Genomic DNA, 13,188 nt, shown 5'->3' on the forward strand with positions numbered 1-13,188 from the left:
ACCAAAAAACATCATGCTCTCGCAGAGGCGCAGGGGCGGGGAGAAAAACACTTGATCAAAAAACCCCGTGACTCCGTGGCTCCGTGAGAGGACAGCTTTAGTTATTCGGCCACGGGGCTTCGATGCCAAAACCCTGATCTCTCGCAAAGCCGCGAAGCCGCAAAGAAGTTCTTGATAAGATTTTCTTCGCGTCTTTGCGTCTTGGCGAGAACATGGATTTTTTAGTTGGAGCGGCGATCCCGCCGCGAACATCGGGGCCCGGGCAGGCCGCGCTGTTCGGCCCGTGGTCGGGCCTCCTACAGGATCACCTCAGAAGCCTGCGCGTCTTCAGATCCTCCTCGATGGCCTTGAGGGCCTTGTCGCGCACCGCGTCGCGGATCTTGCTGGAGGCGAAGCTGCGCACCAGGCGGCCCAGCAGGCGCTTGTCGCTCAGGCCGATCATGCCCAGGCCACGGCGCACCAGGGCCGGGGTGATGGCCTCGGCGCGCTTCTCGATGCCGGCCTTCAGCCGCTTCTCGATCACCGGCCAGCGCAACTGGGGCCAGGGGCGTGATGGCACCTGGGCACGGGCATCGCCCACCAGCGGGATCAGCTGCACGAAGTCCCGGTCCACGATCTCCTGGCCGCCGGCGGCGCGGATCCTCGGCTGGAAGTCCTGGAGCTTGCCGCTCGCCTCCATGCGCTTGACCCAGTCCGCCACGATGGGATTGTCCCGGTGCACCACCAGGTGATCGCGCAGGAACTTCTGGGCATTGCGCCGGCCCAGCTGGAAGTCGTGCATGCGCAGTTCCGCATCCACGAAGCCGGCGAAACCGCCGAGGCCCGCCGAGGCGATGTCGGTCTCGCCCTCGTGACGCCCGCCCCTGCGAGGCACGATCAGGAAGCGGCTGTAGACGTCCTCGTGGAGGGCGAGCATCACCTCCTCCGGCTTGAAGCGCGCCTGGTTCTTGAGGGTCGGCAGCAGGGCGAAGGCGGCACCGAGCATGTCGGGGATCTCGCCATGCTCGGGGGCGCTGTAGCCGGTGTCATCCGGGAACGGATCGATCATCAGCACGGCCCGGTCGGCCTTGGTGGGATCCCGTTCGTTGCGGGCATCGGGCGCGCCGGCCAGGGCAATACGCGCCGTCTCCAGGGGCTCGTTGTTGATCAGGCCCCCGTCCACGCTCCAGAACTGGTAGGGCTGCATCAGGTGGGGCGGGCAGTCCGGCGCGATGCGCGGCGGCTCCTCGGACAGCGGCACGCCGGCGGGCCGCGACCAGGGCCGCGACTCGTAGCTGCGCAGGTGGTTGTCCAGTGCACGGGCGGGCAGGCCCACCGGGAAGGCAGAGGTGGCCAGCGCCGCGTCCCGCACCCGTTCCCAGCCGTCGTCGGGCGTGCCCAGGGTGCCCGGCCAGTTCACCGCCGTGGCGCCCAGGGGCAGACCCTCCGGCTGGCTCGCGCTGGTGCCGTAGACGGCGAAGTGGGCATGGTCGGCATGACTCATCACCCGGTGTCCGCGCACGCCTTCATCGGTGACCATGTTGATGAGATAGGGCACGCCGCGCAGGTTGGTGACCTGCAGGTAGAGTTGCAACGGATTGGAGAACCAGCGCATCCATCCCGAAGGTGGACTCTGGCGCACGGTGGTGATGGCGTCGTTGGCGATACGGCTCACGGGATCGCCGCTCAGCAGCGAGGGGATGTGGTCGCCCTTGATGTCCGCGGTGTCCAGCATGTCACCCAGGTCCACGTCCCTGACCCAGCAGCGGTAAAGCAGGTTGCGGTTGGCGTTGACCGGCTTGCCCGGTCCGTCCACCAGGTGCAGGTCCTGGACCGGATGATGGCGGGTGAAGGGCAGCATGGCGGTGATGGCCGAGGCGATGCCGCCCGCCGAGGTGCCGGTCACCACGCGGATCTGTATGCGGTGGCTGGGGACCTCGTCCGGCGTGGCCGCCTTGGCGTTCTCCCAGGCCTCCAGGGCCTCGAACAGATAATCCAGCACGCCGGCGGTATAGGCGCCGGCGGAGACCGCACCGGCCATGACCAGGCCAAGTTCAAAGGTGCCGGGTTCGGGTTTGCGCATGGGGATCCTCCTTGAAAGTGCGAATTGAGAATTGGGAAGTGGGAAGTGGGGAGTGGGAATGCAGGTTGGAAGTGTGAATTGGGAAGTGCGAATGAATAAAACACTCGACTGTGACAGAGCATAGCACCGGATTCAGGCAGGTTCGGGTCGAAAAGTCTTTCTTGCATACTTCGCACTTCCCAATTCACACTTCTGACTTCCGATCACCCTTCCCAATTCACACTTCGCACTTCAAACAGGTGCGCCCCGCACCCCGCCGTGCAATCACTGGCGCCGAAGCCCGGCACCGGTATCGTGCCTGTAATGTACTGGTTAACCTCGCACTCCGGCTGATCGAGGATCTGCACATCTACCACCGTGACGTGTGGATTCGCCAGCAGATAATCGATATGCCAGCGCAGTCGTTTGTCCCTCGCGAGATGGCGTTTCAATCGTGCCTTCATCCCGCGCCGCGCACTGCCGGTATACACGTAATACCCCGGCGCGAAGGCGAACTCACCCAGCTGCCCGACCCGAACACTAACCGCCTCATCGACTACGATCAGCAGCTGATAAGTTGCATTCTCCTTGCCACTAGCCACTAGCCACTTGCTACTTGCCACTGTCCTTCGCCCAGCTCCGCTGGGCGAGGACGCCAAGCGCCATGTCGTCCGGATCGCCGCCGCCCACCAGGCGCAGCTGATCCAGGGCCATCCTCATCCACTGCGCGCGCGTCTCCTGTGAAAGCACTTCTTCTGAGACACGGGCCTCACTCGCCGGCCCGATAAGCAGCCAGGCCAGGGCACCGTGGGTACGGGACTCGGTCCAGGGAGCCATGTCAACGCCCAGGCGTTCCGCAAAGCCGCCGAGTTCAGGATCCACATGCGCGCCGATGCGCTGCAACAACTCCGCGCCCCGGCGCGCGGCCGCCTCATCCCCCGTGGCCTCGTAATAGGTCCACCAGGCCGCGGCCGGCCACACCTGGGACGGCAGGTATCCGGAGAGTTGCGCCTCGCCGCCCTCGACGCGGAAGTGGTAATAGCCCCCATCGGGATCGGCGAGGCGCTCGTCCAGACCGCCCAGGGCGCGGGCGGCCCAGGCCAGGTAGGCCGGCTCGTTCAAGGCTTGTGCGGACCGCACCAGGGCGACGATCATCTGCCCGCTCACGTCCGCGTACTGCACCCGCTCCACCACCGGCGGCGTGGCCGCGCGGCGCTCGGCCGGAGGCAGCCGGTAGTAATCCGAATCCGAATACTGGCTGCCCCAGAAGGCCATCAGCGCGTCATCCCACAGGAAACGCTCCACGTAGGCCAGGGCCTCGCGCACCACCCGCGCATCACGCTCGCGTCCCAGCAGCCCATGGGCCTCGGCAAACAGCCACACCATCTGGGCGTTGAGCCCCAGCACCTTGGAGGTCTCTACCGCGGTCAGGGGGTTGGGCTGATCGGGATCGAAGAAAAAGAAGAACCCGCCGTCCACGGGGTCGCTCAGATCATCGCGCAGCACATCCAGCATGTACGGGATGCGCGCGCGCCAGTGATCTTCATGGAGCAGCAGGCGGTAGGTCATGGGCTGTGGCCGCTTGCTCAAGGTGCCGACCACCGCGGCGCGGCTCAGCCGGTGCTGACCCGGGTCATAGGTCTCATCCAGAAAGGCGAGAAACTGCTCCGGGTCACCGCCCAGCAGGGCATCCAGTCCCGCCGGCACCGCCTGGGCCGTGGCGATGCGTACGGAGGCCTCGCGCAGCAGGCCCTGCAGATCGCCGGCGCCCACGTGTCCCGTGAACCGGCCCAGCACATCACCCTGCGCATCCATGATTACCGTGAACGGCAGGCCCCGACCTCCCAGGTGGGTGAACAGGTCCCGGCGTTGATCCACGTTCACCAGCACCGGCACGAAGCCCTGCCCGATCACGGCGACGGTCTCGGGATGCTCCAGGCTGTCGCGCTGGTACTCCCGGCACCAGGTGCACCACTGCCCGTGGAAATACACGAACAGCCCCTTGCCTTCCCGGGACGCCCGCGACTGCGCGGCATCACCCCAGGGCTGCCAGGGGATGGCCGAGCCCCGTGGATAGTCGTCCAGCTGGCCGACCGACTCGACCGGTGTCTCGGGCGCCTCCTGGTCACCGGTCATCCACGGCCAGAGCGCGAACACCAGGGCCACGAGGATCGCAATCAGCACGACGATGAAGTGATGGCGTCTCATGATATGGAGTCTAGCGCGTAACGCCTAACCTGGCCGATCCACGAGCCGAAAGGCATTTCTCTCACGGAGCCACGGGGGCACGGAGTTCCTTGATCAAAACACGATTCTCTCGCAGAGACGCGGAGGCGCAGGGGGATTGAATCAAAAGGCCTTTCCTCCGTGGCTCCGTGTCCCCGTGAGAGGACAATGTTTTCGTTAGCTATCCCACACAAAACCCATCCTCTCGCGAAGCCGCCAAGCCGCAAAGAAACCCTTTTCATTATCGTCTTTTCTTCGCGCCTTCGCGGCTTTGCGAGAGATACGGTTATTTTTGCGGTATCCAATACAAACCCATTCCTCTCACTGAGCCACGGAGACACGGGGGTTTTTTAATCAAAAGCCTTTCTCCGCGCCCCCGCGCCTCTGCGAGAGAACCGCCTTTCAGGTTTTTTTCGGACAAGTTGCGAGGGAGAAAACACGCAACCCACAAACGCCGGAATTCTTTACAGTTTGCAGGTCCCAGCTGAAATCACCCTGTCACGATCACGCCGGATGATTCCACTCCCAAATCCAATAACAAGGGAGTCTCGCCATGTCATCCAGCACCCTGCGCAAGCGCCTCAATCCCTATGTCCTGGCCCTAGGCCTGGCCGTCGCCACACCCGCCGCGCTGGCCGCCACGCCGTTTTCCCTGAGCATCCAGCCCATCGGTACCTATGCCAGCGGCATCTTCGACCGGTCCGCTGCCGAGATTGTGGCTCACGACCCGAAGACCCAGCGCCTGTTCGTGGTCAACGCCTTCAGCGGCCAGCTGGACGTGCTGGACATCCGTGAGCCTTCCATGCCCACCCTGCTGTTCAACATCGACCTGTCCGCGTACGGTTCCGTAGTCAACAGCGTGGACGTGCACAAGGGCCTGGTGGTGGCGGTGATCGAGGACGCCGTGCGCACCAATCCGGGCCGCGCCGTATTCCTGGACACCGACGGAAACGTGCTGGCCGACGTGGAAGTGGGCGCCCTGCCCGACATGGTCACCTTCACCCCCGATGGCAAGCGCGTGCTGGTGGCCAACGAGGGCGAGCCCAGCGATGACTACAGCATCGATCCCGAGGGTTCGGTGAGCATCATCGACCTACCCAACGACATCACCACGCTCACCCAGGCCCACGTGCGCACCGCCGACTTCCGCAAGTTCAACGACGCGGAACTGGACCCCTCCATCCGCATCTTTGGCCCCGGCGCCACCGTGGCCCAGGACCTGGAGCCCGAGTACATCACCGTCTCCAAGGACTCCAAGACCGCCTGGGTGGCCCTGCAGGAGAACAACGCCATCGCCGTGCTGGACATCGAGGCGGGTGAGTTCATCTCCATTCACGGCCTGGGCTTCAAGGATCACCTGCTGCCCGGCAACGAACTGGACGTGAGCGATCGCGACGGACGCATCAACATCACCAACTGGCCCGTGCTCGGCATCTACCAGCCGGATTCGATCGCCAGCTACGAGTACCGGGGCAAGACCTACATCGTCACCGCCAATGAGGGCGATGCCCGCGACTACCCCGGTTACAGCGAGGTCTCCCGCTTCCGCGCGCTCACCGGTGGCATCCCCGTCTGCCCGGACTCCGAGCGCTTCAATGCCTTCTACGCCAATAACGAGATGGGCATCACCAACCTCGCCCAGCTGCGCGACAACACCAACATGGGCCGGCTCAACGTGACCACCGCCACGGGCCTGCGTGAAGACGGCAGCTGCTACGAGGACATCTACGCCTTCGGCGCCCGTTCCTTCTCCATCTGGAACAGCGAGCTGGAAATGGTCTATGACAGCGGCTCCGACTACGAGCGCATCACCGCCGAGATGTTCCCGGAGAACTTCAACTCCAACCACCGGGAAAACAGCTTCGAGACCCGCAGCGACGACAAGGGCCCCGAGCCCGAGGGCGTGACCGTGGCCAAGCTCTGGGGCCGCACCTACGCCTTCGTGGGCCTGGAGCGCATCGGTGGCGTGATGATCCACGACATCACGGATCCCTATGCCCCGAGCTTTGTGCAATACTTCAACAACCGCAACTTCAGCGCCGCCCCCGGCACCCCCGAGGCGGGCGACCTGGGCGCAGAGGGCCTGATCGTGATTGACGCTGAGAAGAGCCCCATCCCCGGCGTGCCCCTGCTGGTGGTGGCCAATGAGGTGAGCGGCACCACCACCGTGTTCCGCATCGAGCGCGAGCGCCTGGTGGGTCGGCGGTAAATCTCAGTCGTCAGAAGATGAAAAGCCCCGCGCGATGCGCGGGGCTTTTTTGTGTCTGGAAAGGCAAAACCGATTCTCTCGCAGAGACGCGGAGGCGCAGGGGTTTTGACATGAAAGGCATTTCCTCCGTGGTTCCGCGTCCCCGTGAGAGGACGATGTTTTCAGTAGCTCCCACACAAAACCCATTCCTCTCACGGAGCCACTGAGACACGGGGTTTTTATTCAAAAGCCTTTCTCCGCGCCCCTGCGCCTCCGCGAGAGAACCGCCTTTCAGGTTTTTAACCCAGCCGCCTTCCCCCTGGCTCCGTGCCCCCGCGAGAGGAACGCCTTCAGGTCCCCCCCCTATCCCCTCACCCCTCACGCTTCACAAAAAACTCACATCTCCAGCGCATCCACATCCAGCACCCAGCGCACCTTCCTCGCGCCAGGCAACTGCGCGAGCCCCGGCGTCCAAGCGCGCAGGGCACGTTGCAGGGCGGGACGCGATGCTGACTGGATCATGAGCTGCGCCCGGTAACGCCCGGCGCGGCGTTCCATCAGCGCGGGCGCCGGGCCCCAGATCTGCACCGAGTCCGGCCGCAGGGCCTCCAGGCTGCGGCGGGCCGCCTCCAGGAAATCGTTGGGCGCCTGCTGGCCCGTGGCCTCGGCACGCAGCAGCGCCAGGCTCGTGTAGGGCGGCAGGCCGGCCAGCTGGCGTTCGGCAAGGGCCGCCTCGGCGAAGGCCTCATAGCCTTGGTGCACCAGGGTGAGCAGCAAGGGGTGGTCCGGGTGATGGGTCTGGATCACCACCTCGCCGGCCCGGCCCGCGCGTCCGGCGCGCCCGGCCACCTGCACCATCAACTGGGCCATGCGCTCGGCGGCGCGGAAATCGGCGCTGAACAGCCCCTGGTCCGCATCCAGGATTCCCACCAGTGTCACGTCCGGGAAGTGATGCCCTTTGGCGAGCATCTGGGTACCCACCAGGATGCGGTGCTTGCCGGAACGCACGTCTTCCAGCACCGCCTCCAGGGCCCCCTTGCGCCGGGTGCTGTCCCGGTCCAGGCGGGCCACGGAATGCCCGGGGAAATGCCGCTCCAGGGCCGCCTCCACCCGCTCGGTGCCCTGGCCCAGACCACCAAGACTTACGCTGCCGCAGGCAGGGCAGTGGCGCGGACGGTTGCGCTCGTGGCCGCAGTGATGGCAGCGGATGCGTCCGTCGCCCTGGTGCCAGGTCATGCGCGCATCGCAACGGGGGCACTCCGCCACCCAGCCGCAGTCGTGACACAGGAGCGTCGGCGCGAAACCCCGGCGGTTGAGAAACAGCAGCACCTGCCCCTCGGCCTCCAGGTGGCGCTGCATGCGGTCCATCAGACCCAGGGACAGGCCCTCGTCCAGGGTCTGACGGCGCAGGTCCAGCAGTTCCACCCGGGGCGGCGCCGCGCCGCCCGCCCGCTCCCGCAGGCGCAGCCGGGTGTACTGCCCCCGGGTCACGTTGGCCAGGCTCTCGAAGGAGGGCGTGGCCGAACCCAGCAGCACGGGCACGGATTCGAGATGCGCCCGCTTCACGGCCACGTCCCGGGCGTGATAGCGGAAACCCTCGTGCTGCTTGAACGAGGCGTCGTGCTCCTCGTCCACGATGATGAGCCCCGGTTTGGCCCAGGGCACGAACACCGCCGAGCGGGTACCGATGATCACCCCGGCCGCGCCGCTTCGGGCCGCCAGCCAGCCCTCCAGCCGCTCCCGCTCGCCGAGCCCGGAATGCAGCACCGCCACCGGGCAGGCCAGCCGGCTGCGGAAGCGGCGCACCAGCTGGGGCGTGAGCGCGATCTCCGGCACCAGCACCAGGGTCTGGCGCCCCTCGGCCAGGGCGGCCTCGATCAGCTGCAGATACACCTCGGTCTTGCCGCTGCCCGTGACCCCCTGAAGGAGATGGGGTGCGAACTGCCCGAAACGGCCCCGCACGGCCGCCACCGCCGCCGCCTGGGCCTCGTTGAGCGCGGGGCCTGCCCGGGCAGGACTCGGAACGTCAATCGCGTCCAGCGCCCGTTCAACCCGCTCCACCCAGCCGCGCTCGACCACGGCCCGCAGGACGCCGCCCCAGTTCCCCGGCGGCTCATCCTCAAGCTCCCCGGCGGAAAGCCCGCCAGGCGCTTCCCTGAGCAGTCCCAGCAGCACCGCCTGGCGCGGTGCCCGGGTCAGGGTTGCCGGATCGACCTGCGCGCCTTCCCCCGTCAGCCGGTAGACGCTGCGGGTAGCCGCCTGGGCCTCCCGCCCCTGGCGCAGCAGCACCGGCAGGGCCTGGTTCAGCACCTCGCCCACCGGATGGTGGTAGTAATCCGCCGCCCAGGTGAGCAGGCCCATCAGGGTGGCATCCAGCAGGGGCTCCGGGTCCAGCACCTCGCGCACCGGCCGCAGCCGGTTGCGAGGAATCTCGCTCGTGGCCGCCAGTGCCGTGACCACGCCCACCACCTGCCGGCGCCCCAGATCCACCCGCACCCGTGCGCCGGGCACGGGCGGCTCGCCCCGCTCGGGCACCCGGTAGTCCAGGGCCTCCGGCAAGGGCCCCGGCACGGCGACCCGGCAGATGGCAATGGGGGATTCGGATTTCATCCAAGTTAGGCGTGTTTGTTTATGTGATTTCCCGCAAAGAACGCTAACTCATTCTTTCACCGGGGGATAACATGCTTTTCCACAAAACCTGTGGATAACTATGTGGATAGAATGTCACAAAACTGGCGCAAAGCCCGTGATCATTGGCCGGCTGTTAACTTGAACAAAAAATGACCAATGATATTTATTCATGTAAAACAATAGGTTGTAAATTTTTTACGCCCGGCACACATAAGTCTTGACATCTTCGGGCAGAGGCATTCCAGCCCGTGAATTCCTGTGCATAACCCTCGGCAAAGGGCTTGACACGGCAGGTGATGTTACCCCATGCACACGTCATGAACCCGAAAGACTGTCCTCTCACGGAGACACGGGGGCACGGGGGTTTCTTGATCATAAGGCCTCTCTCTGCGTCCCTGCGCCTCCGCGAGAACATCGATTTATTGTTTCCTCCCCGGACAAAACCCATTCTCTCGCAGAGGCGCGGAGGCGCGGGGGTTTTTGACATGAAATGCCTTTACTCCGTGTCCCCGTGGCTCCGTGAGAGGACCCGCCTTTTGGTTTGTTACAAGGACAAACCAGGTCCTCTCGCCAAGCCGCGAAGCCGCAAAGAACCCATTTTTTCATGACTTTCTTCGCGCCTTGGCGGCTTCGCGAGAGATCGGGTTTTGACCTTGAAGCCCCCCGGACCGAACCCAAAACCCATCCTCTCACGGGGACACGGGGGCACGGGGATTTCTTGATCAAGAGGCCTTCGCCAACGCCTCCGCCTGTAGGAGTGGCGACCCCGCCGCGAACAGCCCGTGCTTCAGACAGAAAACCCCAAAACCTATTCTCTCGCAGAGACGCAGAGGCGCGGGGGTTTTGAAATGAAAAGCCTTTCCTCTGTGACCCCGCAGATCCGCGAGAGGACCCCGTTTTTAGGTCCTTGATGAGCCGTAGGATGGGTGAAGCGCAGCGCACCCATCAAACCCCGTCTGCATGGGCACGCGTTGCTTTGCCCATCCTACAGATCTTTCTTCGCGCCTTGGCGGCTTTGCGAGAGACCGGGTTTTCATATCGAAGCCACATGCCCAAACCCCACAAACCATCCTCTCACGGAGACACGGAGGCACAGGGTTTTCTGATCAAAATGCCTCTATCCGCGCCCCCGCGCCTCCGCGAGAGAACCGCCTTTGAACTTTAGCGCCTTTCCTCCGTGGCCCCGTGCCCCCGTGAGAGGATCATGTTTTCTTTCCCGGCACACGCAAAAAAGCCCGGCTCAGCCGGGCTTTTTTGTTGGCCAGGTCTCAATGACCGACCTCAACCGATTTCCTTGATGCTGGAGATCAGCTCGGCGGCCACCTTCTGGCCATCGCCGTAGAGCATGCGGGTGTTGTCGGCGAAGAACAGGTGGTTCTCCACGCCGGAGAAACCGGCACCCTGGCCACGCTTGATGACGATGACGTTCTTGGCCTGATCGGCATTGAGGATCGGCATGCCGTAGATCGGGCTGTTCGGATCGGTGCGGGCGACGGGGTTGACCACGTCGTTGGCGCCGATCACCACGGCCACATCAGCAGTCTTGAACTCGCTGTTGATCTCGTCCAGGTCGTAGATGATGTCGTAGGGCACGCCGGCCTCGGCGAGCAGCACGTTCATGTGACCGGGCATGCGGCCCGCCACCGGGTGGATGGCGAACTTCACGGTCACGCCGCGCTCCTGCAGGAGCTGGGTCAGTTCCCAGATCTTGTGCTGGGCCTGGGCCACGGCCATGCCGTAACCGGGAACGATGATCACCTTGTCGGCGAAGGCCATCATCACGCCGGCATCACTGGCCTCGATGGACTTCATGGTGCCTGTAACCTCGGCGGCCTCGGCGCCGCCTGCGGAACCGAAGTGGCTGAACAGCACGTTGCTGATGGGCCGGTTCATGGCCTTGGCCATGAGCTGGGTCAGCAGGGTACCGGCGGCACCCACCACGATGCCGGCGATCATCAGCGCCGGGTTGTCCAGCACCAGGCCCTTGAAGCCCACGGCCAGACCGGTCAGCGCGTTGTAGAGCGAGATCACCACGGGCATGTCGGCGCCGCCGATGGGCAGGGTCATGAGCACGCCGAACACCAGCGCCAGCACGAAGAACACCAGCAGCACGTTTCCGCTCACCTCGGCGCCGCTGAAGGCCAGGATCAGGCCGCTGATGACGGTGATGGCGAACACGGCCAGGTTGAGCCACTGCTGGCCGCCGAAGCGCAGGGTCTTCTTCATGATGCCCTGGAGCTTGGCGTAGGCGATGAGCGAGCCGGAGAAGGCCACGGAGCCGATCAGCACACCCAGCACGGCGATGAACTGGATGATGAACGACATCTCGTGCTTGTCGGCCTGCAGCAGGGCGATCAGACCGATGCCGGCGGCAGCACCGCCGCCCATGCCGTTGTACAGCGCGATCATCTGCGGCATGTCGGTCATGGGGACCTTCTTGCCGGTCCACCAGGCGAGCGCGCCACCGATGCCGATGCCGAGCACGATCAGCAGGTAGTTGACCAGCCCGGAGACTTCCGGGTGCACGAAGGTGACGAGGGTGGCGATGACCATGCCCACGCCGGCCCAGATGATGCCGCGCCGGGCGTTGACCGGCGAGGCCATCTGTTTGAGGCCGACGATGAACAGGACCGCCGCGATGAAGTAGGCAGCATTGATGATGAAGCTCATTTACTTGCCTCCCTTGCTGCTCTTGAACATCTCGAGCATGCGTTCGGTCACCACGTAGCCGCCCACGGCATTGCCCGCGCCCAGGATCACGGCGACGAAGCCGATCAGCTGCTCAAGCGGGGTGCTGGCGTGGCCCAGGGCCACCATGGTGCCCACCAGCACGATGCCGTGCACGAAGTTGGAGCCGGACATCAGCGGGGTGTGCAGGATGACCGGCACCTTGGAGATCACCTCGTAGCCGGTGAAGGCGGCGAGCATGAAGATATAGAGTGCGACGAAACCCTCGATCATGACTGACCTCCTTCCACCAGGCTGCGGGTCGCTTCGTGTTTGATCTCGCCGGCGTGTGTGAGGCAGCTCTTGGCGATGATCTCGTCTTCCCAGTCGGGGGTGAACTCACCTTCCTTGATGTGCGGCGACAGGAAGTTGAGCAGGTTCTTGGCGTACATCTCGCTGGCGTGCAGGGCCACCTGGGAGGGGATGTTCAGGGGGCCGTGGATGATGACGTTGCCATGCGTGATGGTCTCGCCGGGCTGGGTCAGCTCGCAGTTGCCGCCACCCTCGGCGGCCAGGTCCACGATCACCGCGCCGGGCTTCATGCCGGCCACCATGGAGGCGGGGATGAGCTTGGGCGACGGACGGCCGGGGATGGCGGCGGTGGTGATCAGCACGTCGGTCTGGCTGATGAACTTGGCCAGGGCCTCCTGCTGCTGCTGCTTCTCGTCCTCGGTCAGCTCGCGGGCGTAACCGCCCTCGCCTTCCGCCTTCACGCCCAGGTCCAGGAACTTGGCGCCCAGGGACTCCACCTGCTCCTTGGTGGCGGAACGCACGTCGTAGGCCTCGACGATGGCGCCCAGGCGCCGCGCGGTGGCGATGGCCTGCAGGCCCGCCACGCCGGCGCCGATCACCAGCACCTTGGCCGGGCGGATGGTGCCGGCGGCGGTGGTGAGCATGGGGAAGAAGCGGCAGGAGAGGTCCGCACCCATGATCGCGGCCTTGTAGCCGCCCACGGCCGCCTGGGAGGACAGGGCGTCCATGCTCTGGGCACGGGAGATACGGGGAATGAGTTCCATGGCGAAGCTGGTGATCTTCTTGGCCTGCATGGCCTTCACCAGTTCCGGGTTCTTGTGGGCATGGAAGAAGCCCACTAGGGTGGCGCCGTCCTTCATGCGCTTGACCTCGTCCACGCTGGGCGGGGCCACCTTGACCAGGACATCGGCCTCGGCCGCGGCGTCGTCCACCAGGCGGGCGTCGGCGTAGGCGGCGTCGGGGAAATGGGCGGATTCACCGGCCCCTTTCTGGACCAGGACTTCGATCCCCATCTTGGTCAGCTTGGCGACCACGCTGGGGTCCAGGGCGACCCGGCGCTCGCCGGGCGCGGTTTCTTTGGGCACGGCCAGTTTTATGGGCATAACTCACTCCGTCAGCCGGC

General features: G+C 65.0%; 8 protein-coding genes. 1 reads left to right on the top strand and 7 read right to left on the bottom strand.

The features are described from left to right. Nucleotides 1–304: 304 nt before the first annotated feature. The 3 genes from D580_RS0112910 to D580_RS0112920 all read right to left on the bottom strand — a co-directional run bounded on the left by D580_RS0112910 (nt 305) and on the right by D580_RS0112920 (nt 4,249). Nucleotides 305–2,062, bottom strand: coding sequence for a patatin-like phospholipase family protein (locus D580_RS0112910; protein WP_018954791.1), 1,758 nt, complete (start codon nt 2,060–2,062; stop codon nt 305–307). A gap of 203 nt (nt 2,063–2,265) precedes the next feature. After that, nucleotides 2,266–2,643 (bottom strand): GIY-YIG nuclease family protein, encoded by a 378-nt coding sequence (locus tag D580_RS0112915; protein ID WP_018954792.1) that lies wholly within the window; start codon nt 2,641–2,643, stop codon nt 2,266–2,268. Between the two features lie 10 nt (nt 2,644–2,653). Beyond that, complete coding sequence (locus D580_RS0112920; protein ID WP_018954793.1) at nt 2,654–4,249, bottom strand: thioredoxin family protein; 1,596 nt, start codon at nt 4,247–4,249, stop codon at nt 2,654–2,656. 571 nt (nt 4,250–4,820) lie between these two features. On the opposite strand from D580_RS0112920, the gene D580_RS0112925 reads away from it, so the two are divergent. Beyond that, complete coding sequence (locus tag D580_RS0112925) at nt 4,821–6,476, top strand: choice-of-anchor I family protein (RefSeq protein ID WP_018954794.1); 1,656 nt, start codon at nt 4,821–4,823, stop codon at nt 6,474–6,476. Nucleotides 6,477–6,851: 375 nt separating this feature from the next. Here the strand turns inward: D580_RS0112925 and D580_RS0112930 are convergent, their stop codons facing one another. From D580_RS0112930 to D580_RS0112945, 4 genes are all read right to left on the bottom strand, one after another. Next, nucleotides 6,852–9,065, bottom strand: coding sequence for a primosomal protein N' (locus D580_RS0112930; RefSeq protein WP_018954795.1), 2,214 nt, complete (start codon nt 9,063–9,065; stop codon nt 6,852–6,854). Between the two features lie 1,302 nt (nt 9,066–10,367). Continuing rightward, nucleotides 10,368–11,756, bottom strand: coding sequence for an NAD(P)(+) transhydrogenase (Re/Si-specific) subunit beta (locus D580_RS0112935; protein WP_018954796.1), 1,389 nt, complete (start codon nt 11,754–11,756; stop codon nt 10,368–10,370). Then, on the bottom strand, nt 11,757–12,047 hold the full coding sequence (locus D580_RS0112940; protein ID WP_012636857.1) for an NAD(P) transhydrogenase subunit alpha: 291 nt from the start codon (nt 12,045–12,047) through the stop codon (nt 11,757–11,759). Next, a complete protein-coding gene (locus D580_RS0112945; RefSeq protein WP_018954797.1) occupies nt 12,044–13,168 on the bottom strand; it encodes a Re/Si-specific NAD(P)(+) transhydrogenase subunit alpha in 1,125 nt (374 codons plus the stop codon). The genes D580_RS0112940 and D580_RS0112945 overlap by 4 nt, the downstream gene beginning before the upstream one ends. Nucleotides 13,169–13,188 lie beyond the last annotated feature (20 nt).

The sequence above is a fragment of the Thioalkalivibrio sulfidiphilus genome (assembly GCF_000377945.1).
In the GTDB taxonomy this organism is placed as follows: Bacteria; Pseudomonadota; Gammaproteobacteria; order Ectothiorhodospirales; family Ectothiorhodospiraceae; genus Thioalkalivibrio_A; species Thioalkalivibrio_A sulfidiphilus_A.